The 23,036-nt window shown below is 73.5% G+C and carries 23 protein-coding genes; 12 read left to right on the top strand and 11 right to left on the bottom strand.

Features of this window, described 5'->3' with window-relative positions; translation table 11 throughout:
* The first annotated feature begins 6 nt into the window (after nt 1–6).
* Nucleotides 7–1,335: a hypothetical protein gene (locus OKX07_RS06180; RefSeq protein WP_265630962.1), complete on the top strand. Its 1,329-nt coding sequence runs from the start codon at nt 7–9 to the stop codon at nt 1,333–1,335.
* Here OKX07_RS06180 and OKX07_RS06185 read toward each other — a convergent pair.
* The 4 genes from OKX07_RS06185 to OKX07_RS06200 all read right to left on the bottom strand — a co-directional run bounded on the left by OKX07_RS06185 (nt 1,332) and on the right by OKX07_RS06200 (nt 4,305).
* On the bottom strand, nt 1,332–2,018 hold the full coding sequence (locus tag OKX07_RS06185) for a hypothetical protein (RefSeq protein WP_265630963.1): 687 nt from the start codon (nt 2,016–2,018) through the stop codon (nt 1,332–1,334). The two genes, OKX07_RS06180 and OKX07_RS06185, sit on opposite strands and share 4 nt — an antisense overlap.
* The gene (locus OKX07_RS06190; protein WP_265630964.1) at nt 2,015–2,686 is read right to left on the bottom strand and encodes a hypothetical protein; all 672 of its coding nucleotides are present in this window, start codon (nt 2,684–2,686) and stop codon (nt 2,015–2,017) included. Before OKX07_RS06190 ends, OKX07_RS06185 begins: the two co-directional genes overlap by 4 nt.
* A complete protein-coding gene (locus tag OKX07_RS06195; RefSeq protein ID WP_265630965.1) occupies nt 2,683–3,369 on the bottom strand; it encodes a hypothetical protein in 687 nt (228 codons plus the stop codon). The genes OKX07_RS06190 and OKX07_RS06195 overlap by 4 nt, the downstream gene beginning before the upstream one ends.
* Before the next feature lie 297 nt (nt 3,370–3,666).
* A complete protein-coding gene (locus tag OKX07_RS06200) occupies nt 3,667–4,305 on the bottom strand; it encodes a hypothetical protein (RefSeq protein WP_265630966.1) in 639 nt (212 codons plus the stop codon).
* A 179-nt stretch (nt 4,306–4,484) separates the two neighbouring features.
* Between OKX07_RS06200 and ligA the strand changes: the two genes are divergently transcribed.
* The 3 genes from ligA (at nt 4,485) to OKX07_RS06215 (ending at nt 8,756) form a co-directional block, all read left to right on the top strand.
* Complete coding sequence (gene ligA, locus OKX07_RS06205; RefSeq protein ID WP_265631835.1) at nt 4,485–6,995, top strand: NAD-dependent DNA ligase LigA; 2,511 nt, start codon at nt 4,485–4,487, stop codon at nt 6,993–6,995.
* An 8-nt stretch (nt 6,996–7,003) separates the two neighbouring features.
* Nucleotides 7,004–8,260, top strand: coding sequence for a GNAT family N-acetyltransferase (locus OKX07_RS06210; protein ID WP_265630967.1), 1,257 nt, complete (start codon nt 7,004–7,006; stop codon nt 8,258–8,260).
* A 73-nt stretch (nt 8,261–8,333) separates the two neighbouring features.
* Entirely contained in the window at nt 8,334–8,756 is a 423-nt protein-coding gene (locus OKX07_RS06215) for a pilus assembly protein CpaE (RefSeq protein WP_265630968.1), read from the top strand.
* On the opposite strand, the gene OKX07_RS06220 is transcribed toward OKX07_RS06215, so the two are convergent.
* Nucleotides 8,728–9,528: a hypothetical protein gene (locus OKX07_RS06220; RefSeq protein WP_265630969.1), complete on the bottom strand. Its 801-nt coding sequence runs from the start codon at nt 9,526–9,528 to the stop codon at nt 8,728–8,730. The two genes, OKX07_RS06215 and OKX07_RS06220, sit on opposite strands and share 29 nt — an antisense overlap.
* A 95-nt stretch (nt 9,529–9,623) precedes the next feature.
* Here OKX07_RS06220 and gatC point away from each other — a divergent pair, with 95 nt between their 5' ends.
* From gatC to OKX07_RS06245, 5 genes are all read left to right on the top strand, one after another.
* The gene (gene gatC / locus OKX07_RS06225; RefSeq protein WP_265630970.1) at nt 9,624–9,920 is read left to right on the top strand and encodes an Asp-tRNA(Asn)/Glu-tRNA(Gln) amidotransferase subunit GatC; all 297 of its coding nucleotides are present in this window, start codon (nt 9,624–9,626) and stop codon (nt 9,918–9,920) included.
* Nucleotides 9,921–9,922: 2 nt separating this feature from the next.
* Nucleotides 9,923–11,440: an Asp-tRNA(Asn)/Glu-tRNA(Gln) amidotransferase subunit GatA gene (gene gatA / locus OKX07_RS06230; RefSeq protein ID WP_265630971.1), complete on the top strand. Its 1,518-nt coding sequence runs from the start codon at nt 9,923–9,925 to the stop codon at nt 11,438–11,440.
* A complete protein-coding gene (gene gatB / locus OKX07_RS06235; protein ID WP_265630972.1) occupies nt 11,437–12,948 on the top strand; it encodes an Asp-tRNA(Asn)/Glu-tRNA(Gln) amidotransferase subunit GatB in 1,512 nt (503 codons plus the stop codon). Before gatA ends, gatB begins: the two co-directional genes overlap by 4 nt.
* Nucleotides 12,949–13,096: 148 nt before the next feature.
* Entirely contained in the window at nt 13,097–13,645 is a 549-nt protein-coding gene (locus OKX07_RS06240; RefSeq protein ID WP_265630973.1) for a GNAT family N-acetyltransferase, read from the top strand.
* Between the two features lie 8 nt (nt 13,646–13,653).
* Nucleotides 13,654–14,595 carry a 2-hydroxyacid dehydrogenase gene (locus tag OKX07_RS06245; protein ID WP_265630974.1) on the top strand — a complete coding sequence of 314 codons (942 nt, stop codon included), beginning with the start codon at nt 13,654–13,656 and terminating at the stop codon, nt 14,593–14,595.
* Nucleotides 14,596–14,650: 55 nt separating this feature from the next.
* On the opposite strand, the gene OKX07_RS06250 is transcribed toward OKX07_RS06245, so the two are convergent.
* The 6 genes from OKX07_RS06250 to OKX07_RS06275 form a co-directional block, all read right to left on the bottom strand.
* Nucleotides 14,651–15,328: a cation transporter gene (locus tag OKX07_RS06250; protein ID WP_265630975.1), complete on the bottom strand. Its 678-nt coding sequence runs from the start codon at nt 15,326–15,328 to the stop codon at nt 14,651–14,653.
* A 141-nt stretch (nt 15,329–15,469) separates the two neighbouring features.
* Nucleotides 15,470–16,867: a cryptochrome/photolyase family protein gene (locus tag OKX07_RS06255; RefSeq protein WP_265630976.1), complete on the bottom strand. Its 1,398-nt coding sequence runs from the start codon at nt 16,865–16,867 to the stop codon at nt 15,470–15,472.
* A 49-nt stretch (nt 16,868–16,916) separates the two neighbouring features.
* A complete protein-coding gene (locus OKX07_RS06260) occupies nt 16,917–17,282 on the bottom strand; it encodes a hypothetical protein (protein WP_265630977.1) in 366 nt (121 codons plus the stop codon).
* Complete coding sequence (locus tag OKX07_RS06265; RefSeq protein ID WP_265630978.1) at nt 17,279–17,950, bottom strand: NAD(P)H-dependent oxidoreductase; 672 nt, start codon at nt 17,948–17,950, stop codon at nt 17,279–17,281. Before OKX07_RS06265 ends, OKX07_RS06260 begins: the two co-directional genes overlap by 4 nt.
* 34 nt (nt 17,951–17,984) lie before the next feature.
* On the bottom strand, nt 17,985–18,464 hold the full coding sequence (locus tag OKX07_RS06270; protein ID WP_265630979.1) for a MarR family winged helix-turn-helix transcriptional regulator: 480 nt from the start codon (nt 18,462–18,464) through the stop codon (nt 17,985–17,987).
* Nucleotides 18,465–18,602: 138 nt separating this feature from the next.
* Nucleotides 18,603–19,610, bottom strand: a complete 1,008-nt coding sequence (locus OKX07_RS06275) for a LacI family DNA-binding transcriptional regulator (RefSeq protein ID WP_265630980.1) — start codon at nt 19,608–19,610, stop codon at nt 18,603–18,605.
* Nucleotides 19,611–19,726: 116 nt separating this feature from the next.
* Here OKX07_RS06275 and OKX07_RS06280 point away from each other — a divergent pair, with 116 nt between their 5' ends.
* From OKX07_RS06280 to OKX07_RS06290, 3 genes are all read left to right on the top strand, one after another.
* Nucleotides 19,727–21,025, top strand: coding sequence for an ABC transporter substrate-binding protein (locus OKX07_RS06280; protein WP_265630981.1), 1,299 nt, complete (start codon nt 19,727–19,729; stop codon nt 21,023–21,025).
* A gap of 65 nt (nt 21,026–21,090) precedes the next feature.
* Complete coding sequence (locus tag OKX07_RS06285) at nt 21,091–22,071, top strand: carbohydrate ABC transporter permease (protein ID WP_265630982.1); 981 nt, start codon at nt 21,091–21,093, stop codon at nt 22,069–22,071.
* Nucleotides 22,068–22,952: a carbohydrate ABC transporter permease gene (locus OKX07_RS06290; protein ID WP_265630983.1), complete on the top strand. Its 885-nt coding sequence runs from the start codon at nt 22,068–22,070 to the stop codon at nt 22,950–22,952. Before OKX07_RS06285 ends, OKX07_RS06290 begins: the two co-directional genes overlap by 4 nt.
* Nucleotides 22,953–23,036: the final 84 nt, after the last annotated feature.

Here is a 23,036-nt window from a genome sequence, read left to right on the forward strand (position 1 = left end):
TCCGGCGTGACCGACGCACCGACGCCTGCTCCCGCCCCGCGTGCCGGATCACGTCCCGGGCTGCGCGCCTGGCTGCGTGACCTGGGTGCCGTCGTGGCGCACGGCGCGCGGCTGTGGGTGCGGACGTGGCCCTTGCTGCTGGTGATCGCCCTGCTCGCGGTCGCCGGGCGGCACGCCGCGGGCTGGGCCGCCGTCAACGTCGCGACCCTCAACAACACCCTCGGGTGGGCTGTCCTGGTGCTCGCACCGCTCAGCATGGTCGCCGGGATCGTCGCGATGCTGCACGTGCTGCGGCGCGACCTGCCCGCGCTCGACGCGATCGGCCGCGCGCGAGGGCCCGACGACCGGACCTCGGGTCACGAGCGCGGTCTGGTCGACGTGCTCGCGTCGGTGTTCGTGCCGTTCCTCGCGCTGTACGCGTCGTACGGGTTCCTCGCGGAGGACCAGTCGCGGTTCCGCAACACCGCGACGGCCCGCGAGTACCTCGAGGGGACGTGGCTGCTCGGGGAGGCGGCGGACTTCTCCTACGCCGATGTCGCCACCGGGTGGGCCCTCGTCGCCGTCGTCGTGGTGGCCGTCGTGCTGCGGTGGCTGCTCGGTCGGTGGGAGGGGCACAGCCACCGCCGCGCGCTGGCTTTCACCGGCGCCTACGTCGAGGCCTTCTGGCTCCTGGCCGTCGCGACGTCCGTGACCGGGCTGCTCGACGACGTCTGGGCGTGGGTCGAGAGCAGGCGCGCCGTCGCGATCGTCCTCGAGTGGTGGCTGACGGTGCTGGACGCGCTCGGACCGGTTGCCAGGCCGGTCGACACGGTCGTCGACACCGTCGCCGGCGTGCTGGGCAACCTCGACGACCTCGTCGTCATCCCGATCGCGTGGCTGACGGTGGGCGCCGTCGTCTACGGTCACAAGCTCGCCGCCCTGCCGACGCGCGAGCGCACAGGCCCTGCCGTGTGGCAGCGCGTGCCGGGGCCCGTGCGCCGCTGGACGACCGAGGCGGCTGCGCCCGTGATCGGAGACGTGCGTGGCCGATTCGTGGCGCTCGTGGACGGGCTGCGCCGGCTCGCCGTGGCCGGCCTGGGTCCGATGCTCGTGTTCGCGCTCGCGTTCCTCGTCGCGACCCGCGTCGAGGAGGGGATCCTGCTCCTCGACCGAGTCGTCAGTGGAGCGCAGGACGTTGACACCTGGCTCGCGTTCGCGCCCCTGGTGTCGTCGGTCGCGACGGCCGTCGGGCTGACGCTCACGGTGGCGCTGCTCGCCGCCGGGGTCGACCGCGTCCTCGCGGGTCAGGAGGCGACCGTGCGGGCAGCGGAACCCGATCCGGCGGACGCCGTCTAGGAGCCCGGTACGTCGAGGCGCACGTACTGCGGCAGCTGCCACCACAGGACGACGTCGGTGACGTCGACGTCCTCCGGGACGACGACCACCGGCGACACCGACCAGGTCGGCGGCCGGGGCCCACTGGTCTCGTCGGGCGTGGTGGTCTTCTCGTCGAGCTCCTCGCCCAGCGAGGGCCACGGACCGGTCGCGTCGGCGGGGACGCACGGCGTGCCGGACTGGGTGGCGCCCCACGCGCTCGAGACGTAGTCGTAGCGCGTGCCGTCCGCGTCGCGCACCGCGAGCCGGCAGGTCACCAGCACGCTGTCGGGGTCCGCGCCGAGCGTGAGGTCGACCCGCACGGCCCGGGTGCCGGCGGGCAGCACCATGCGGTCCGGGAGGTCGCCCGCGTCCTCCACGCCGTCGAGGTGGACCTGCACGTCGATCGGGTAGGTGCCCCCGAGGCCGTCGCGGACCTCCTGGTGGTAGGCAACGGTCTCGCCGGCGGCGGCCGCGGCCGGGCGGCGCAGGTCCTGCTCCCACCACATCGTGCGCACGCGGTCGCCCGACGCGATGAGCGCGAGCGCCAGCGCGACGGGCAGCGTGACGAGAGCCCAGCGGTTGCGGCGCCACCAGCCGCCGCCGGTGGGGGCCTCCGGTGACCGCGACGGTGGGGGCGCAGGCGGGTCGGACAGCGCGCTCATGACTCCTCCGGCGGCTCGTCGGACGACCTGACGGCGACGACGGGAGTGTCGTTCGCTGCCCACGCCTCCGCGTCGGCCTGCGTGAGACCCAGGTCGATGTCCGCGACGTCGTCACGGCGCTGGTCGTCCAGGTCCAGGCCGACGCGCAGGTGCGCGCCGGGGAGCGCCTCGACGGGGACCTCGACGCTCACCGCCGCGTACCGGGGGATGCCCGGCTGGGCGGTCCCGGGAAGGAACGACGAGCGTCCGCTCGTGAAGACGGTGTAGGTGCGACCGTCGCCGCCCTGCAGCTCCGCGAAGCCGAGCGTGCGTGGCTGGCCGAGCGCCTCGATCGTCAGCGGGACCGTCAGCCACACGCCGGGTGTCGCGAGGAGGGTGCCGAGCCCAGGGTCGAGGACTGTCGACCCCGCCGGGTCGCCGGCGGTGAGTCGGGCGTACCGCAGCTCCACGGGCTGTCCGATCGTGGCGGGGCGGGCGAAGGGCGCCGGCACCCGGTCGTCGACCGGGAACGCCGTGACGACGACGTGGCCGACGGCCAGGGCCGCGAGGACGGCGGCACCGGCACCCAGCAGTCGAGGCCGGGGCCGCACGAGTCGCGGTGCCGTCGGGTCAGGTCCGGCGGGCTTGCGGCCCGTGTCGTCGGCGGGGGCGGCGTTGGTCGCGCTCATGCGCCGTCCTCGGTGTCCTCGTCGGCTTCGTCCGAGACTGCCGCGCGGACGTCGAGCTCCCCGCGCCACGTCGTCGTCGGGTGCAGCCACCGAAGCGTCAGCCCCTCGAGCCTGTCGACGCCCCAGGTCTGCTGCTGCAGCAGCACGGTCGCGGTGGTGGGCGGCGCGACGGACCCGTCGTGCTCGTACAGGAACGCGACCTCGTACGTCAGGCCCGGCTGCACGGGGTTGAGCGACGAGCCGTCCGCTAGCACCGCGATGGTCGCGGTGGGCCTGGTGGTGCCGGGCTGGGTCACGAGCCCCTCGACGTCGGTGAGCGCCAGGGCGTCCCGCAGCGTGATGCCCAGGACGCCGGCGTCGCTCGTGTTGCGCACGGAGGCGACGACGCCGAGCCACCGGTTACCGTCGGACAGCGTCCGGCCGGGCAGGTCCGTGGTCCACACGACGCGGTGCACGGTCAGCTCGAACGGGGCGACGTCGACGGCCGTCTCGACGGCGAGAACCTCGGGCCCGTCCTGCGTCTGCTCCTCGAGCCCGCCGAACGCCGCCGTGGCGGCGAGCAGCACGAACGCGCCGCCGAGGCCGATGCGTCGCAGCGGCTGGTCGAGGACGCGGCGCGCGACCTTGCTGCCGCTGTCCCGCGCGCGGGCTCGCAGGTCGGGTGGGGCGGCGGGTCCGGACACGCGGCCGAGTGTAGGGGGGCGTGCGTCCGGGGACCGCGTGGGCGCCGGGTGAGGTCCGCCCGGAGGCGGCCTCCGGCGAGGCCGCGCGACCTGGAGAGCACCGCGCCGGTCGACTACCGGTGCGAGCTGACGTTCGACGGCCTCAGCTCGACACACCAGGACCTAGGAGCTGTGGCGGGTCCTGGTCGCACTCTGCGTGCCAGGCGGACGCGGTGTCCGTCGCGCGGCATGCGCGGCGGACACCGCGTGACCCCGGGACGTCGGAACGACCGGGGCATCCGCTCCGGGTAGCTGCCCTCAGCAGACGCCGAACAGCTCGCAGCCGTAGTTGGGAACACGATCCGCGTCGTTGTACGCCTCGCCGATGTGGGCAAGTGATGGGAGGGTGACGACGACCTCCAGGGCCTCGATAGGCAGAGCGCGCCCCGTCGTCCCGGCAGTCTGACCCTGCGTCCTCCACGCCTGCCAACCCACGTTGCGGATGTGGGCCCGGTACCTGATGGAGACGTTGGAGCACGTCGACCACACGCGGATCGCCTCGAGGCCGAGGCCTCGGCCCCGGGTGCCGGCAACCCTGCCTCTGCTCTGCCAGCCGATGTTGCTGACGTGACCCTGAACCTGGAAGCACTCCCTGTCAGTCGTCGTACCGCTGCCGTCGATCGGGAGTGACAAGGGTCCTGCGACCACCTCCTCGAGCCGCAAGGCCCTGCCGGTCGTGCCGAGGGTGAAGCCCTGGACGTTGCGCTCCCAGATCAGGTCCGTTCGAAAACCTACCGATTCGTTGCCGATATTCTGGATGTGGCCTCTCCAGGTGGTCGAGGCGGGCGCGATGGGCCTGGTCGTGAGGGAAGCCTCAGCAGGTTGAGCGCCCACTACGGCAAGGAGAAGAAGCGCGACAGTGATAGCGCTCGTACGACGGCCAACGGATCGCGTCATGAGTTCTCCAGGTGGTGGATTGGGTACAGCGGGCTGGCGACGTGCAAAGTGCCAGCGGAGAGTACCGGGGTAGGTGCGAGAAGCACGTGGATGGCTCGGAGGGCGTCGTCGATCCGCATGACTCGCGGGAGCGCGGGCTGCGTGTCGGTGCCGCACGCCATGATGAGGTCGTGAACGAGATGACCCCCGCGCCCGACGTTCAGGACGTGCTGGCGCAGGCCCGGCACCGGTGGGCGGAGCTGGTCGAGCTGATCCAGGCCGACCAGTTCGCCTACTACGTCCGCGACGCCCCGAGCGCGTCCGACGCCGAGTACGACGAGCGGATGCGGGAGCTGTCCCGGCTGGAGGACGAGCACCCGGGCCTGCGGACGCCGGACTCGCCGACGCAGCGCGTGGGGGGCACGTTCTCCACCGAGTTCACGGCCGTCGACCACGTGCAGCGCATGCTGTCGCTCGACAACGCGTTCTCGCGCGAGGACCTCGTGGCGTGGTCCGAGCGGGTGCACCGCGACCTGGAGAGCACGGCGCCCATCGACTACCTGTGCGAGCTGAAGATCGACGGGCTGGCGATCGCGCTGCTCTACGAGAAGGGGCGCCTGGTGCGCGCGGCGACGCGCGGCGACGGGCGGACGGGTGAGGACGTGACGCTCAACGTCCGCACCATCTCGACGATCCCCGACGTCCTGGCGGGCGACCCGGCGACGCACCCGGACCTCATCGAGATCCGCGGCGAGGTGTTCCTGCCGGTCGAGGCGTTCCGGGAGCTCAACGAGTCCCAGGTGGCGGCCGGCAAGGCGCCGTTCGCCAACCCGCGCAACGCGGCCGCGGGGTCGCTGCGTCAGAAGGACCCCCGCGTGACGGCGTCGCGGACGCTGCGGATGTACGCGCACGGCATCGGGGCGCTGACCTGGGGGGAGGGTCGCGGCACCGGGATCGACCGGCAGTCGCAGGTGTACGACCTGCTGGCCGGGTGGGGCGTGCCGACGTCGGCGCACACGCGCGTCGTCGCCGGGCTCGACGAGGTGTGGGACCGGGTCGTGCACACCGGCGAGCACCGGCACGACGTCGAGCACGAGATCGACGGGGTGGTCGTCAAGGTCGACGAGATCGCGCTGCAGCGCCGCCTCGGCTCGACCAGTCGCGCGCCCCGGTGGGCGATCGCCTACAAGTACCCGCCGGAGGAGGTGAACACGCGCCTGCTGGCCATCGAGGTCGGCATCGGCCGGACGGGCCGCGCGACGCCGTTCGCCGTGATGGAGCCGGTGCTCGTGGCCGGCAGCACCGTGCGCCAGGCGACCCTGCACAACCAGGACGTCGTCCGGGTCAAGGGGGTGCGCGTCGGCGACATGGTGGTGCTGCGCAAGGCCGGCGACGTGATCCCCGAGATCGTCGGCCCCGCCCCGCAGGCGCCGGACGACGACGTGCCGCGCGTCGAGTGGCACATGCCGGCCGACTGCCCCGAGTGCGGCACGCCGCTGCGCCCGATGCGCGAGGGCGACGTCGACCTGCGCTGTCCCAACGCGGAGTCCTGCCCGGCGCAGGTGCGCGGCCGCGTCGAGCACATCGGGTCCCGCGGCGCGTTCGACATCGAGGCGCTCGGCGAGGTCACCGCCGCGGCCCTCACGCAGCCCGACGTGCCGAGCACGCCGCCGCTGCGGACCGAGGCCGACCTGTTCGACCTGGTCGGCTACCCGGCCGACGCGAGCGACCGGGAGCGCGAGGACGTACGCCGTCGCAGCCTCGACCTGCTGGGGCAGATCGTGGTCGTCGTGCGCGACCCCGAGACCGGGCTGCCGCGCGAGGACGAGGACGGCACCCCGCGCCGCCGCACCCCGTTCCGGCGTCGCCTCACCTGGTCCAGGAAGCAGCAGACCGAGGCCGCCGCGGAGGGACGCGAGCTGCCCGACGCCGAGCCGTCCGAGGCCGCGCGCACGCTCCTCGACCAGCTCGACCTCGCCAAGTCCAAGGAGCTGTGGCGCGTCCTGGTCGCCCTGAGCATCCGCAACGTCGGGCCGACGGCCGCGCGGGCCCTGGCCCAGGAGTTCGGGTCCATGGCCGCGCTGCGCGCGGTCGTCGACGCGGACGAGGTCGGGGACGGGGCGGACGACGCCGCGCAGGACGCCGACCCGGAGCAGACCGACGCGGCCGGCTCGGACGACACCGCCGACGTCGTCGTCGACCCGCGCGCCGCCCGTCGGGCGCGCGCGGTCGAGCGGCTCGCCGGGGTCGAGGGCGTGGGCCCGACGATCGCGCAGTCGCTGCTCGACTGGTTCGCCGAGCCGTGGCACCGCGAGATCGTCGACCGGTGGGCCGCGGCGGGCGTCGTCATGGCCGACGCCGTGGACGAGTCCACGCCGCGCACGCTCGAGGGCGTGACCGTGGTCGTCACCGGCAGCCTCGAGCGGTTCAGCCGCGACGGTGCCAAGGAGGCGATCCTCGTCCGCGGCGGCAAGGCGTCGGGCTCGGTGTCGAAGAAGACCGACTTCGTGGTCGTCGGCGAGAACGCCGGGTCCAAGGAGGCGAAGGCGCGCGAGCTGGGCCTGCGGATCCTCGACGAGGCGGGATTCGAGGCGCTGCTCACCGGTGGGCCGGCCGCGGTCCCGCCGCCGGAGGTCCCGGCCGGGGCGGCCGACGGGACTGCCGACGACGCGACGGACGAGGCGGCCACCGACCCGGCGACCGACGAGTGAGCACGTCCGTGCCTGCTGTCACCGTGCGGCACGCGGCCGACGCCGACCTCGCGCAGGTCGGGGCCGTCACCGCCCACGCGTACGTCGCGGACGGGATCGTGGATGCCGACCACTGGTACGCCGACGAGCTGCGGGACGCCGCCGCCCGCGCGGCCGCCGCGACGGTGCTCGTCGCCGTCGACCCGGGCACCGGCCGGGTGGTCGGCACCCTCACGCTCGCCGCCGCCGGCTCGCCCTTCGCCGAGATCGCGCGCGACGGCGAGATCGAGCTCCGCATGCTCGCGGTCGACCCGGGGTCGCGGGGCGCGGGGATCGCCGAGCAGCTCGTCGTCCACGCGCTGCGCGAGGCCGTGGGCCGCGGGGTGCGTGACGTCGTGCTGTCGACGCTCGAGACGATGCACGCGGCGCACCGGCTCTACGCGCGGCTCGGCTTCGTCCCCCGCCCGGAGCGCGACTGGAGCGACGAGGTCACGATGCGCGTCCACGCGTGGCGCGCGCCGCAGCCGCCGGGCGCGCTCGTCGAGGCAGCCACCTGGCCGTCGCCGCGCACGGCTGCCGTGGACGGGTGGCGGGTCGGGCTGTCCGGCGGGGTGACCCGCCGCGCCGGTTCCACGATCGCGCTCGTCGACGTGCCCGACGTGCGGTCCGCCGTCGACCGCGTCGAGCAGCTCTACCGCCAGGACGGCGCACCGGCGGTGTTCCGTGCCGGCGACCCCGAGAACCCGGCCGGCCTCGCGGTCGAGCTGGACCGCCGCGGGTACACCGCCGCCGCGGTGACGGACGTGCTCGTGCGCGACCTCGTCGCCGCACCGCCCGCCCCCGGCGCCGCGGCGCTCGCGGGTGCGGCCGTGACCGTGCGCGTCGCCCAGGAGCCCGACGACGCCTGGCTCGACGTGTGGCTGGGCGGCAAGGGCGGGGCACGCGAGCCGTCGCACGCGATCGTGGCCGGTGCGCCCGCGACCTACGTGACCGCCACCGACGCCCGGGGCGTCGACGTCGCTGTGATCCGCGCCGCACCGGTCGACGACTGGGTCGCGCTGTCGTGCCTGCAGGTGGTGCCCGGCGCGCGCCGACGCGGTCTCGGGCGCGCACTGACCGAGCAGGCGCTCGCCCTCGCTGCCGCGGACGGTGCGCAGCGGGCGTTCCTGCAGGTCGAGGCCGGGAACGCCGCCGCGCTACGGCTCTACGGCGCGCTCGCGTTCCGTCCCGCGCACCGGTACGCGTACCGCGTCCAGCCGCTCCGGGACGCCGGCACCGGCTGCTGACGACCCCGGCGGCCGGCGGTGGGCCCACGCTCCGCGGCGGGCCGATCGGCGAGGGGGCACCGATACTGGACGCATGCTCTCGACCGACAACGCCGTGGCCCTCGAGGCCGCCGGGCTGCAGTGGCACCCGCGCGCCGGTGACCGCTTCGTGCTGCGCAGCGCCGACCTGGGGGGCGAGGTCTTCACGATCTCCGAGATGGTCGTCGAGGCGCACGAGTACTCGACCGGGACGGTCCTGGGGTTCAACGGGACCACGGAGTGGGCGTTGGACTCCGTGCGCCAGGAGGACGCGCTGTGGCTGCCGCGCGAGGACCAGCTGCGCGAGCTGCTCGGCGGCACGTTCCGCAGCCTGGCCCGCTCGACCGACGGGCGGTACCAGGTGCTCGTCGAGATCGGCGGTCAGCCCCCGCGGGTCTTCACCTGCGACGCCGCGCCGGACGCGTACGCCGAGGCGCTGCTCGCGCTCGTCAGCGCGGCGACGTCGCAGGTGGGCTGACAGGCGGTGGGCTGACAGGCGGTGGGCCGACAGGCGGCCGGCCGACAGCCGGCCGGCTGACCGCCGGCAGGTCCAGGGTCGCGATCTTCTGCCAGATCTTGGTCGACATGCCGCCGGTGACGTTCTCCACGGTGCTGACCGTGTCGAGCACGACGGGGTCGGTCGACTCCTCGGCGCACAGCGCCGCGGCCTTGGCGACGAGGCTCAGCAGCTCGGTGCAGTAGTCGAGGTACGCGGCGAGGCCGTCGGCGTCGAGGTCGACGGTGACGGACTGCGACGTCGCGCGGAACGAGGGGCGCAGCCGCTCGGGGTCCTTGGTGAGCTGGTGCATGTCGATGACGTGCGCGAGCGAGCGCAGCCGGTGCAGGCGCCGCAGCGTCGCCGCGCGCTGCAGGCGGCCGGGGACGGCGAGCAGGAACCACACGGCGATCCCCGCGAACACGGTGTCGTTGATCGCGCTCTCCAGCACGGGCAGCCACTCGAACGCCCGCAGGGACGTCGCGGCGGCCAGCGCGTCCCGCGCCGCGAGGGTCAGCGCGACGGCCGTCCCCCCGACGACCAGCACCACCACGACCAGGGACACGACCCGTGCGACCTGCTGGTGGCGGCGCGTCCGGGCGCCCTCCTCGCCGAGGTCGCGCACCAGCCCCGCGAGCTCCGCGGCGACGTGGCGCAGGTTGCGCTCGGGGAAGCGGGCGCCGATGCGCGCGTGGAGGCGGTCGACCGTCTCGCGCACCGCGCCGGGGTCGAGGCGCTCGTACCGTCCGGTCACGGGGGCCACGGTAACGCGCGCCCCGGGGAGGGGGTGCGTCCGGGGTGCACGCGGGGCCGACGGGGACCACCTGCCCACGACTAGACTCACCGACCATGTCCACCCTCTCTCGCGACGAGGTCGCGCGCGTCGCCGTGCTCGCCCGGATCGACCTGACGCCGACCGAGATCGACCGGCTGGCGGGCGAGCTCGACGTCATCGTCGAGTCCGTCGCCCGTGTCTCCGAGGTCGCCACCCCGGACGTCCCCGCGACGAGCCACCCGCTGCCGCTGTCCAACGTGTTCCGCGCCGACGTGCCGGTCGCACCGCTCGACCGCGACGAGGTGCTCGCGCAGGCTCCCGCGGCCCGCGACGGCAAGTTCCTCGTCCCGCAGATCCTCGGGGAGGAGTGATCGTGACCGACCTGACCCGGCTGACCGCCGCGGAGCTCGCCGACCGGCTCGCCGCGCGCGAGGTGAGCAGCGTCGAGGCGACGCAGGCGCACCTGGACCGCATCGCCGCCGTCGAGCCCGCCGTTCACGCCTTCCTGCACGTCGCGGGCGAGCAGGCGCTGGCCACCGCGGCCGACGTCGACGCGCGCCGCGCCGCGGGCGAGGACCTGCACGTGCTGGCGGGCGTGCCGATCGCCGTCAAGGACGTCGTCGTGACCCGCGGCCTGCCGACCACCGCGGGCTCCCGCATCCTCGAGGGCTGGGTGCCCCCGTACGACGCGACGCTCGTCGAGCGGATCAAGGCCGCGGGCCTGCCCGTCCTCGGCAAGACGAACATGGACGAGTTCGCCATGGGGTCGTCGACCGAGCACTCGGGCTACGGCACCACGCACAACCCGTGGGACCTCGACCGCATCCCCGGCGGCTCCGGCGGCGGGTCCGCGGCGGCCGTCGCGGCGTACGAGGCCCCGCTGGCCATCGGCACCGACACCGGCGGCTCGATCCGCCAGCCGGCGGCCGTCACGGGCACCGTCGGCGTGAAGCCGACGTACGGCAGCGTGTCCCGCTACGGGCTCGTGGCGCTCGCGAGCAGTCTCGACCAGGCGGGCCCGTGCACGCGCACGGTGCTGGACTCGGCGCTGCTGCACGAGCTCATCGGCGGGCACGACCCGCGCGACTCGACCTCGTTGACCGATCCCGCGACGGGGTACGTCGCGGCGGCGCGCGCCGGTGCGGGCGCGGACCTGACGGGCACGAAGGTCGGCGTCATCCGTGAGCTGCAGGGCGAGGGCTACCAGCCGGGCGTCCTGGCACGCTTCGAGGACGCGCTGACCGCGTTGCGCGGCGCGGGCGCCGAGGTCGTCGAGGTGTCCTGCCCGTCGTTCGCGTACGCGCTGGCGGCGTACTACCTGATCCTGCCCGCGGAGGCGTCGAGCAACCTCGCGAAGTTCGACGGCATGCGCTTCGGCCTGCGCGTCGAGCCCACCGAGGGTCCGGTGACGGCGGAGCGCGTCATGGCCGCCACGCGCGGCCAGGGCTTCGGCGACGAGGTCAAGCGCCGCATCATCCTCGGCACGTACGCCCTCAGCGCTGGCCACTACGACGCCTACTACGGCTCGGCGCAGAAGGTCCGCACGCTCATCCAGCGGGACTTCGCGGCCGCGTTCGAGGCCGCCGACGTCCTGGTCTCGCCGACGGCGCCGACCACCGCGTTCAAGCTGGGCGAGAAGCTCGACGACCCGCTGGCGATGTACCTCAACGACGTCGCGACGATCCCGGCGAACCTCGCCGGGGTGCCGGGCATGTCGCTGCCGGCCGGCCTGTCCGACGACGGCCTGCCCGTCGGGTTCCAGATCCTGGCCCCGGCGCGCGCGGACGCGCGGCTCTACCACGTGGGGGCGGCGCTCGAGGCGCTGCTCGAGACGAGCTGGGAGGGCCCGCTGCTGGGCCGCGCCCCCGAGCTGGCCGGAGGTGCCCGATGAGCACGCAGACCCCTGTCGACCTGGTCGACTACGACGACGCGGTCGCGCGGTACGACACCGTCATCGGCATCGAGGTGCACGTCGAGCTGGGCACGCGCACCAAGATGTTCGACGGCGCCGAGCAGTCGTTCGGCGAGGAGCCGAACACGCAGATCACGCCCACGAGCCTCGGCCTGCCCGGCGCGCTGCCCGTCGTCAACGGGACCGCCGTCGAGTACGCGATCCGCATCGGGCTCGCGCTGAACTGCTCGATCGCGCAGTCCTGCCGTTTCGCGCGCAAGAACTACTTCTACCCGGACGTGCCGAAGAACTTCCAGACCTCGCAGTTCGACGAGCCGATCGCGTCGGAGGGCTTCGTCGACGTCGAGCTCGAGGACGGCACGACGTTCCGCGTCGAGGTCGAGCGCGCGCACATGGAGGAGGACGCCGGCAAGAACACGCACGTCGGCGGCGCCACCGGACGCATCCACGGGGCCGAGTACTCCATGGTCGACTACAACCGGGCGGGTGTGCCGCTCGTCGAGATCGTCACCAAGCCCATCACCGGCGCCGGCGAGCGGGCACCGGAGGTCGCGCGCGCCTACGTGCAGACGCTGCGCGACATGTTCCGCGCGCTCGGCGTCTCCGAGGCCCGCATGGAGCGCGGCAACGTGCGCGCCGACGTCAACGTGTCGCTGCGCCCGACGCCGGGGTCCCCGCTGGGCACCCGCACGGAGACGAAGAACGTCAACTCGTTCCGGTCGGTCGAGCGGGCCGTGCGGTACGAGGTCACCCGCCAGGCGGCGGTGCTCGACGCGGGCGGCACGATCGTGCAGGAGACGCGGCACTGGCACGAGGACACCGGCATCACGACCGCCGGCCGCGTGAAGTCCGACGCCGAGGACTACCGCTACTTCCCGGAGCCTGACCTCGTGCCCGTGGTCCCGGACCGCGCCTGGATCGAGGAGATCCGTGCGGCGCTCCCGGAGCTGCCGGCCGCACGCCGTCGCCGCCTGCAGGGCGAGTGGGGGTACGCCGACGCCGAGATGCGTGACGTCGTCAACGCCGGTGCGATCGAGCTGATCGAGGCGACCGTCGCCGCGGGCGCGAGCCCCGCCGCCGCGCGCAAGTGGTGGATGGGCGAGCTGGCCCGCACGGCCAAGCTGCAGGACGTCGAGCTCGCGGACCTGCCGATCACGCCCGCGCAGATCGGGGCGCTGCAGCGGCTCGTCGACGCGGGCGGGATCAACGACAAGCTGGCCCGGCAGGTCCTCGAGGGCGTCCTGGCGGGGGAGGGTGACCCCGAGCAGGTCGTCGCCGCGCGCGGCCTGGGCGTCGTGTCGGACGACGGCCCGCTGCTCGAGGCGATCGACGCGGCGCTCGCGGCACAGCCGGACATCGCCGAGAAGATCCGTGGCGGCAACCTCGGCCCCGTCGGCGCGATCATCGGCGCCGTCATGAAGGCGACCCGCGGGCAGGCCGACGCCGGTCGCGTCCGCGCGCTCGTGCTGGAGCGCGTGCAGGCCTGAGAGCCCGTACGAGCTGATCCCACGTCGGCGTGCGACGTGTCGCAACGTCCCGGTCATCCCGGTTACGTACGATGCGTCGCACGCCGGAGGGCAGTCGGTGGCGGTGCCCGGTGAGCGGGTGCCGAGGCCGAGCGCGACGGAGGTAGCGATGCAGAAGCCGACCCTGCAGGGCGAGATGATCGTCCTGCGCCCGATCCGGGCGGACGACGCGGACGCGATGTGGGACATGCTCGACGACGCCGAGGGCAACCGCCTGACAGGGACGACCCGCGTGTTCACCCACGAGGAGGTCGACGCGTGGTGCGCCGGCCGCGAGGCGGCGCAGGGGCGCTACGACTTCGCGGTCACGGCGAACGGCGACGACGAGTACCGCGGGGAGATCGTCCTCAACGACATCGACGAGGACGTGCGCTGCGCGGGCCTGCGGCTGGCGATGCGCCCGGCGTACCGGGGCCGCGGGTATGGCACCGAGGCGATCGAGCTGGTGCTCGGGTTCGCGTTCGACGGGCTGGGGCTGCACCGCGTCGAGCTCGACGCGCTGAGCATCAACACCCGCGCGATCTCGCTGTACGAGAACATCGGCTTCCGCCTCGAGGGGCGACGCCGCGACGCGTACCGCGACGGCACCGGCTGGTGCGACGCCGTCATGATGTCGATGCTCGAGGACGAGTACCGCGCCGGCCGCGTGAGCGCCTGAGGCAGGGCGTGCTCACCGCGACCGTCCCCGACGACGACCTGCTGACCCGCCTCGCCGACCTCGCCGCCGCGCACACGGCCGACCTGCGGCTCGTGCGGTGGGACCTGTCGGCCCCGCTGGACGCGGCCACGGCCGCCGACGTCGACCTCGTCGTGATCCCGCACTACTTCGTGCGGCCCGGCGGCTTCGACGTGCTGCGGGACCTGCCGCGCCTGAGGTACGTGCAGCTGCCGAGCGCCGGCTACGAGCACGCCCGCCCGCACCTGCCGCCCGGCGTCGTGCTGTGCAACGGGCGCGGCGTGCACGACGCGGGCACGGCCGAGCTCGCGGTGGGCCTGACGCTCGCGATGCAGCGCGACCTGCCCCGCGCGGTCCGCGCCATGGACGAGGGGCGCTGGGACAACCCCTTCGGTCCGTCGCTGGCCGACCGGCGGGTGCTGGTCGTGGGGCAGGGGTCCGTGGGCCAGGCGGTCGTCGCGCGCTTCGGTGCGTTCGAGGTCGACGTCGTCCGGGTGGCCCGCACGGCGCGCGACGACGCGGACGGGCACGTGCACGGCGTCGCGGAGCTGGGCGACCTGCTGCCGGGCGCGGACGTCGTCGTCCTGGCCCTGCCGCTGTCGCGCACGTCGCACCACCTGATCGACGCCGCGGCGCTGGCCCGCATGAAGGACGGCGCGCTGCTCGTCAACGTCGCGCGCGGGAAGGTGGTCGACACCGACGCGCTGCTCGCCGAGCTCACGTCCGGCCGGCTGCGCGCCGCGCTCGACGTCACCGACCCCGAGCCGCTGCCCGCCGACCACCCGCTGTGGCACGCGCCGCACGTCCTGGTCACGGCGCACCAGGGTGGCAACACGGACGCGACGTACCCGCGCGTCGCGGCGCTCGTCCGACGTCAGCTGACCGCGCTGCTGGCAGGGCAGCCGCCGGTCAACGAGGTCGCGCGCACCTGATGCCCGCGTCCGGTGCGCCGCCCGCGCCGGTGCGCAGCCCGGGGTGCGCCCTCGCTCAGGCGCGGTCCCCGACACCCACGACGTCGTCACCGTCGCCGTCGTCCTCCACCAGCTCGCCCTCCCAGGCCTCCTTGCCCTCGTGGATCGCGAACGCGGCGATCACGAACGCCGCCGCCGGGTCCAGCCACGCGGCGCCGGTCAGCTGGAAGAGGAGGACGCCGGCGAGGGTGGAGATGCTCAGGAGGACGCAGATCCGCGTCTCGGCGGCGTCGGCGAGGATCAGGTTGTCGCCGAGCGCCAGACCGACCCTGCGTTTCATCGCCGCGAGGACCGGCATGACGACGATCGAGGCCACCAGCAGCACGACCACCGGGGTCGAGGTCGCGGGCGTCTCCCCGCCGGTCAGGCTCCGCACCCCCTCGAACGTGACGTAGCCCGCGAGGAGGAAGAACGTCGCGGCGACGAGCCTGAGCGTGATCCGTTCCTTGCGCTCGTCCGGCTCCCCGTGCCGCAGCCGGCCTGCCAGGCGCAGCCCGACCAGCACCGCCGCGATCGACTCGATCCCGGAGTCGATGCCGAACCCGACCACCGAGACCAGCCCGGCCAGCAGGCCCAGGGTGATCGCCGCCGCGCCCTCGACGACGTTGTAGGCCACGGTGAGCTGGGCCAGGCGCAGCCCGCGGCGGGTGAGCCGCTCGACCTCGGACGCGTCGAGCCCGCGGTTCGCGCTCACGCCGACGCCACCGCCCCGGTCTCCCGGCGCCTCGCAGAACGATCGCTGAATCTCTCTGACATCGTCATAGGGCGATGCTAGTGCGCCCGACGGTTCCGGCGGAAGCCGCCGGGAGGCCGCGGGGCGGCGGGCACCGGACGCTCAGCCCGGGCGGCGGGCGTGGTCCGCAAGGGCGACCTCGCGCTCGCGGGCGTGGTCGACGATGCGCGCGGGGTAGCCGGCCGGCGGTCCGTCGGGCAGCTTCCACGGCTCGTGCACCGCGCCACCGGGCACGTCGCGCAGCTCCGGCACCCAGCGCCGCACGTACGTACCGTCCGGGTCGAACTTCCTGCCCTGCGTCACGGGGTTGAAGACGCGGAAGTACGGCGCGGCGTCGCGGCCGGTGCCCGCGACCCACTGCCAGTTGAGCTGGTTCTGGGGCACGTCGCCGTCGACGAGCCACGCCATGAAGTGCGCGGCGCCGCGCTGCCAGCGCACGTGCAGGTCCTTGACCAGGAACGACGCGACGACCATGCGGACCCGGTTGTGCACCCAGCCCTGTGCGCGCAGCTGGCGCATGCCCGCGTCGACGAGGGGGTAGCCGGTCCGTCCGTCGGTCCACGCGGCGAATGCGCGGTCGGCGTCCGGGCCGTCCGCCCAGGCGTCCTCGGGGACGACGGGCCGCAGCGACTCCGTCGCGGCGCCGGGGGAGTGCCACAGCACGTCGGCGTGGAACTCGCGCCACGCGAGCTCGGAGCGGTACGTCGCCACGGACGTCGCGAGGTCACCCGTGGCGCCCCGGCCCGCCTGCGCCAGCTCGGCCAGCATCGTGCGCGGGTGGATCTCGCCGTACTTGAGGTGCACGGACATCCACGACGTGACGTCGAGGTCGGGGCGGTTGCGGTCGACGTCGTACCCCGCGAGGTCCTCGCGCAGGAAGTCCTGCCAGCGCTCGCGCGCGGCGCGTTCCCCGGCGTCCGGGAGCTGCACGTCGGTCGCCGGGGCGTCGGGGAGGCCGTCGGTGCGCACCGTCGCCCACGGCACGTCACGCGGACGCGGCGCGGGGTCGCGCCAGCCGTGGTCCAGCCACGCCGTGCGGAAGGGCGTGAACACCTTGTACGGCCCGCCCTGGCCGGTCTGCAGGCGTCCCGGCGCCACCGCGTACGGGCAGCCGGTCCGCACCAGCGGGACCCCGGGCCCGTCCGGTACCGCGGCCGCGAGCGCCGCCTCGACGGCGTCGTCGCGGCGCCGTCCGTACGGCTCCGTCGCGGCGCTGACGTGCACCGACGTCGCCCCCACCTCGCGGGCGAGGGCGGGCACGACCTGCTCCGCGGGGCCGTGGCGCACGACGAGCCGGCCGCCGGTGGTCTCGTCGAGAGCGCGCAGCGACGCCGCGAGGTACGCGAGCCGCGGGGCGCCGGAGGACCGCCACAGCGCGGGGTCGAGCACGTACAGCGCAACGACCTCGTCGTCCGCGGCGCGTGCTGCCTCCACGGCCGCGACGAGCGCGGGGTGGTCGGCCAGGCGCAGGTCACGGCGGAACCAGCAGATCGTCGGCACGTCGCACGCTAACCCGGGGGGCGGGGCGGGGGCGCGTCGAGGGGCGCCGTCACTCCTCGAGCGTGTGCCACTCGCCGGTGAGCACCGACTCGACGGCCAGCTCCACGTCGAGCATGTCCGGGTCCACGAGCGTCGGGCGCAGGGTCCGGCCGTAGGCGACGGCGTCGACGTAGCCCAGCGCGCCGCGGTGCGCGACGGCGTGCAGGGCGGAGGCGAGCTCGCGATCGATCTGCGTCGCACCGGCGAGCTCGTCGAACAGGGTGCGCAGGTCGGCGACGAGGCGGGCGAAGTACGCGGGTCCCGGGTCCTCGCCCGCCCGCGCCGACGCGGGCAGGCCGTCGAGGGACGTCGCCGCCTCGATCACCCGGGCGGCGGCCTCCGACCGCATCGGGCGGCCCACGGCGTCGTCGCTCACGGGCTCGGGACGGCGTCGCGGGACGGTGCCGGTGCCGTCGCGGGCGGAGACGGTGCCGGCGCCCGGCGGGAGCGTGACGCGACGTCGCGGTGCCCGAGCCGCGCGGCCTGGGCGAGCCACCGCGCTCGTCGCTCGGGGGACGAGAAGCGCACGGCCGGGAACGTCGTGCGGCCGACGAGCCGGTAGCCGCAGAAGGCGAGCGTCGCGCGACCCAGGGACGCCCCGGCGGCGTCGCGGTAGGCCAGCAGGTTCCAGGCCCGGGGCGAGTCCATCGTCATCAGCGTGCGCGCGGTCCGACCCCGCATCAGCCGCCGCGGCAGGTGCCCGTCGCCGTACCGGAACGCCACGCCGGGGAGCATCACGCGGTCGAGGAACGCCTTGAGGACCGCGGGGTACGTGCCCCACCACTGCGGGTGCAGGACCACGAGGTGGTCGGCGGCGCGGACCTGCTCGACCATGGCGGCGACCGCGGGGTCGAGGTGGTCGGTGGAGCCGTCGTGGGCCGCGAGGTCGGTGCGGCTGACGGGGTCGTGCGGGAAGGGCGTCGTCGCGAGGTCGAGGACGCGGACGTGGGCGCCGGCGGCCGTCGCGGCCTCGGCGTACGCCTGGGCGAGCGCGTGGGTGAACGAGCCGGTCAGCGGGTGGCCGACGACGACGAGGACGTGCACGAGGAGGACCTCCGGGGTCGGGGTGGTGGGGTGGTCAGACGAGCGGCGAGCCGGGGACCCGCTCGGCGAGCGCGCCCCGCATGGTGGAGAGCACCGTCGTGAGGTCGACGTGGAGCGCACCGAGGTCGACCTGCTCGACGTGCGCGAAGGCCGCGGTGAACTCGTCCTCGAGCTGCCGGCCGGCCACGTCGACGAGCGTCGCCCCGGCGGGCGTCAGCTCGAGCACCACGCGGCGGGCGTTCGCGGGGTCGCTCACCGTGCGGATCCAGCCCGCGTCGACGAAGGAACCGACCCGTTTGCTCACGGCCGCCTTGGTGACCCGCAGGCAGCGCGCGAGCGTGGTGACGTCGGGGTGGTCGAGGTCGGACAGGACCGCGAGGAACAGGTACTGGCTGAGCGTGACGCCGTGGCCGGCGCGCAGCAGGTGGTCGGCGTACTCGTCGAGGACGTCGACCAGGTGGTGCAGCGTGACGGTGACGCGGTTGCCGAGAGGATGGTCGGCGGGTCGGCTCACAACGAGAGTCAACCTGTTGACTCCCCGTGTGTCAACGGGTTGACATCACGGTACGGAGTCGAGCGTCACGGTACGGACACGGCGGGGTGTGTCGTCCGCGACGCCCCGCAGGTTTTCACCCGGTCGGGGCGACGTGCCTCAGGCCGGTCGCGGTGGTGCGGTCGAGGCGCGCCGGACCAGGGAGGTCGGCAGGCGGCGGTGCGTCGGTACCTCCGCGCCCGCGATCAGGTCGACGAGCAGGTGCAGCGCCGCCGCACCCATGTCCTGCAGCGGCTGCGCCACCGTCGTCAGCGGGGGTGAGCTGAGCGCCGACTCGGGCACGTTGTCGAAGCCGATGACCGACAGGTCGGAGGGCACCGCCAGGTGCAGCTCGCGTGCCACGTCGAGCACCCCGAGAGCCGACAGGTCGTTGGCGGCGAACACCGCGGTGGGGGGGTCGCGGCGGTCGAGCAGGACGCGCGCAGGGACCTGCGAGGTGCCGCGGCGGTAGTCGCCCATCCCGACCAGCGTCTCGTCGACGAGGACGCCGGCGCCGGCCATCGCACGGCGAAAGCCCTGCTCACGCAGCCGCGCGGACTCCAGGTCGGGTCGGCCGCCGAGGAACGCGATGCGGCGGTGGCCCAGGTCCAGCAGGTGCTGGGTCGCGAGCACCGCGCCCGCGAGGTTGTCCGAGTCGACGGTCGGCATGCCGGACGGGCCGGCGTGCGGGTCGACCGCCACGACGGGCACGCCGGGGTGCGCCTCGACGACCGTCGGGGTCACCAGGATCGCGCCGTCGATGAGGGTCCCCGAGAGGCGCGACAGGTAGCGCCGCTCCCAGCCGATCACCGACGAGCCGCCGCCGCCGGAGTACGCGAGCAGCTCGTACCCCGTGGCCGTCACGGCGCCCCCGACGCCCTTGAGGAGCTCGGCCGAGAACGGCTCGAACTCGGCCACGAGGATGCCCAGGACGTTCGTCCGGAAGGACCGCAGGGACCGCGCGCCTAGGCTCGCCTCGTACCCGAGGTCCTCGATCACCTCCTGGACACGCTCAAGTGTGCGCTGCGACACGCCGTAGCGACCATTGACGACCTTGGAGACAGTGGCGACGGAAACCCCGGCAGTTCGGGCGACATCGGCCATCTTGACGCGGGGGAGCGAGTCCATGCGGTGATCGTAGGACATCGTGTCGATAACGTTATCGACATCGATTGACACCGCTCCTGGACCACTGTCAACCTAGGCGCCGTCCGACCTCTCAGCGACGACGAGGAGATTCAAAGATGAAGAGGACTGCGGCACTGCGCGCGGTCGCGCTCGGCGCAGCGGTAGCGATGATCGCCACCGCCTGCAGCTCCGGGAGTGGCTCCGACGACGCAACCGAAGGCGCCGGAGAGAGCACCACCCTCACGTGGTGGCACAACTCGAACACCGGGGCCGGCAAGGACTACTACGACCAGCTGGCCGACGAGTTCGAGGGTGACCACCCCGGGGTCACGGTCGAGGTCAGCGCCCTGGCGCACGAGGACATGCTCACCAAGCTGGACGCTGCGTTCCAGACCGGTGACCAGCCCGACGTGTTCATGGAGCGTGGCGGCGGCGAGCTCAAGGCGCACGTCGAGGCGGGTCTGGTCAAGGACATCTCCGACTCGGCAGCCGACACGATCTCGGCCATCGGCGGCTCCGTCGCCGGCTGGCAGGCCGAGGGCCAGACCTACGCGCTGCCCTTCTCCCTGGGCGTCGTGGGCTTCTGGTACAACAAGCAGATCTTCGCCGACGCGGGCATCACCGAGGCCCCGACGACGATGGACGACCTCTACGCCGCGATCGACACCCTGAAGGCTGCTGGCATCGAGCCGATCTCGGTCGGCGCCGGTGACAAGTGGCCTGCCGCGCACTACTGGTACTACTTCGCGCTGCGCCAGTGCTCGCAGGAGGTCCTCACGGACGCCGTGCAGACGCTGGACTTCTCGGACGACTGCTGGGTCCGTGCGGGCACCAGCCTGGAGGAGCTCGTCGCGAAGGAGCCGTTCAACACGGGCTTCCTGGCGACGGTCGCCCAGACGGGCCCCGCCTCGGCGTCCGGCCTCCTCGCGACCGGCAAGGTCGCCATGGAGCTCGCCGGTCACTGGGAGCCCGGCGTGATGCAGGGCCTCACCGACGACGGCCAGGGCCTGGGTGAGAACACGGGTTGGTTCGCGTTCCCCGAGGTTGCGGGCGGCGAGGGTGACCCCAAGGCACAGCTCGGTGGCGGTGACGCGTGGGCGTGCTCGAACGACGCTCCTGACGTCTGCGTCGACTTCCTCGAGTTCATGCTCTCGAACGACGTGCAGAAGGGCTTCGCGGAGCTCGACATGGGTCTGCCGACGCTCCCGTCGGCCACGGCCTTCGTGTCGGCTCCCGAGCTCGCCCAGCTGCTCGCCGTCCGTAACGAGGCGCCGTACATCCAGCTGTACTTCGACACGGCGTTCGGTGAGTCGATCGGTGGCGCCATGAACGACGCCATCGCGAACGTGTTCGGTGGCGTGGGCTCTGCCCAGGACGTCGTCGACGCGACCGTGGCCGCGGCCGAGAGCGCGTGACCGACGTGGCAGGAGACCTGACCCCCCGTGGGGGACGATCCACCAGGACTGCTGCCGCCACCGCAGTGAACCCGGGAGCCACCGACCAGGCCACGGCCTGGTCGGTGGCCTCCGGGCCGCGGGGGCGCGGAGCGTCGTCGAACCAGTGGCGAAAGCGCCTCGAGATCACGTTCTTCGTGGCCCCGGCCCTCCTGCTGTTCGCAATCTTCGTGATCGTGCCTGTCCTCCAGGCCGGTCGCTACTCGGTGTTCAACTGGAACGGCCTGGGACCGCTCGACAACTTCGTCGGGCTGCAGAACTACGTCCAGGCACTCGGCGACGAGATCTTCCAGCGCGCCGTCCGGAACAACCTGACCATCGCGTTCTTCTCCATCGCCATCCAGCTGCCGATCGGCATCATGGTGGCGCTCCTGCTGAACCGGAAGTTCCGCGGTCAGACCGCGATGCGCGTCATCGTCTTCGTCCCGTACGTGCTGGCCGAGGTCGTGGCCGGTGTCGTGTGGGTGCTCATCCTGCAGCCGAACGGGCCGCTGGACGCCGTCCTGGACACCCTGGGCCTCGGCTTCATCGGCCAGGTCTGGCTCGGTGACCCGAGCGTCGCCCTCTGGACCGTCATGGGCGTGCTGACCTGGAAGTACAGCGGCCTGGCGATCGTCCTGCTGCTCGCCGGCCTCCAGGGCGTCCCCGAGGAGCTCCACGAGGCCGCGTCGATCGACGGCGCCACGTGGTGGCAGGTGCAGCGGAAGATCACGATCCCCCTGCTCGGCCCCACCATCCGCACCTGGATCTTCCTGTCGCTGATCGGCTCGTTGCAGCTGTTCGACATGGTCTGGATCCTCACCAAGGGTGGTCCGGTCAACGCGACCGTCACGATGGCGACCTACCTCATCAACCAGGGCACCGATCGTCAGCAGTATGGCTACGCGTCCGCGGTCGCGATCCTGCTCTTCTGCATCTCGTTCATCCTGGCGATCCTCTACCAGACGCTGTTCCTGAACCGCGACGCGGGAGTCGACAAGCCCCGTCGGAAGAAGGTGACCCGATGACCTCCATCGTCGCCCCGCCCTCGCGCGGTTCGCGGACGTCCGGCGCCCGCTCGGCCTCGGGCAGCCGCCGGCGCGTCAGCCCTCTGGTGTACATCGCCTCGGTGTTCATCGCACTCGTCACGCTCTCACCCGTGATCTACGCGGTCCTGGGCGGCTTCCGGTCCAACGGTCAGCTCGCCGAGAGCCCCGCCGGTCTGCCCAGCCCCTGGATCTTCACCAACTACATCAGCGTCATCACCTCGTCGAGCTTCTGGCAGTACGGCCTGAACTCGATGATCATCGCCGCCGTCACGACGGCACTCGTGGTCGTCGCCGGCGTCATGGCCGCGTACCCGCTCGCGCGGTACCGGTTCAAGGGTCGGCAGGCACTGTTCAACGTGTTCGTCCTCGGTCTGCTGTTCCCGCTGACCGTCGCGATCATCCCGCTGTTCCTCATGGTGCGTGACCTCGGTCTGACCAACTCGTACTGGGGCGTGGCGCTGCCGCAGGCGGCGTTCGCGCTGCCGATGACGATCGTCATCCTGCGGCCGTTCCTCATGGCGCTGCCGAACGAGCTCGAGGAGGCGGCCATGCTCGACGGCGCCTCGCGCATCGGCTTCTTCTGGCGGATCCTGATCCCGCTGTCGGGACCGGGCATGGTGACGGTCGGCGTGCTGGCCTTCGTGGCCTCCTGGAACGGGTACCTGCTGCCGCTGCTGTTCCTCAACGACCCGGCCCTGAAGACACTCCCGCTGGGTGTGGCCGACTTCTCGACGCAGTACTCCGCCGACACGGCCGGTGTGCTCGCGTTCACGTCGCTCGCCATCATCCCCGCGCTGGTGTTCTTCCTGACGATGCAGAAGCGGATCGTCAGCGGCCTGCAGGGGGCCGTGAAGGGCTGACACCCTTCCCCCTGCTTTCCCCACCCCGGCCTCCCGGTGACCCCGCAGGCAGCACCTGCCTGCGGGGCCCGGGACGGCCTGCGC

Origin of the sequence: Cellulomonas sp. S1-8, from assembly GCF_026184235.1 — a bacterium.
Classification (GTDB): domain Bacteria; phylum Actinomycetota; class Actinomycetes; order Actinomycetales; family Cellulomonadaceae; genus Cellulomonas.

Excerpts from the sequence above, each read along its gene's own strand:
- OKX07_RS06185 (WP_265630963.1), bottom strand. The coding sequence starts at position 2,018 with ATGAGCGCGCTGTCCGACCCGCCTGCGCCCCCACCGTCGCGGTCACCG.
- OKX07_RS06190 (WP_265630964.1), bottom strand. The coding sequence starts at position 2,686 with ATGAGCGCGACCAACGCCGCCCCCGCCGACGACACGGGCCGCAAGCCC.
- OKX07_RS06200 (WP_265630966.1), bottom strand. The coding sequence starts at position 4,305 with ATGACGCGATCCGTTGGCCGTCGTACGAGCGCTATCACTGTCGCGCTT.
- ligA (WP_265631835.1), top strand. The coding sequence starts at position 4,485 with ATGACCCCCGCGCCCGACGTTCAGGACGTGCTGGCGCAGGCCCGGCAC.
- OKX07_RS06215 (WP_265630968.1), top strand. The coding sequence starts at position 8,334 with ATGCTCTCGACCGACAACGCCGTGGCCCTCGAGGCCGCCGGGCTGCAG.
- gatC (WP_265630970.1), top strand. The coding sequence starts at position 9,624 with ATGTCCACCCTCTCTCGCGACGAGGTCGCGCGCGTCGCCGTGCTCGCC.
- gatB (WP_265630972.1), top strand. The coding sequence starts at position 11,437 with ATGAGCACGCAGACCCCTGTCGACCTGGTCGACTACGACGACGCGGTC.
- OKX07_RS06240 (WP_265630973.1), top strand. The coding sequence starts at position 13,097 with ATGCAGAAGCCGACCCTGCAGGGCGAGATGATCGTCCTGCGCCCGATC.
- OKX07_RS06275 (WP_265630980.1), bottom strand. The coding sequence starts at position 19,610 with ATGGACTCGCTCCCCCGCGTCAAGATGGCCGATGTCGCCCGAACTGCC.
- OKX07_RS06280 (WP_265630981.1), top strand. The coding sequence starts at position 19,727 with ATGAAGAGGACTGCGGCACTGCGCGCGGTCGCGCTCGGCGCAGCGGTA.
- OKX07_RS06290 (WP_265630983.1), top strand. The coding sequence starts at position 22,068 with ATGACCTCCATCGTCGCCCCGCCCTCGCGCGGTTCGCGGACGTCCGGC.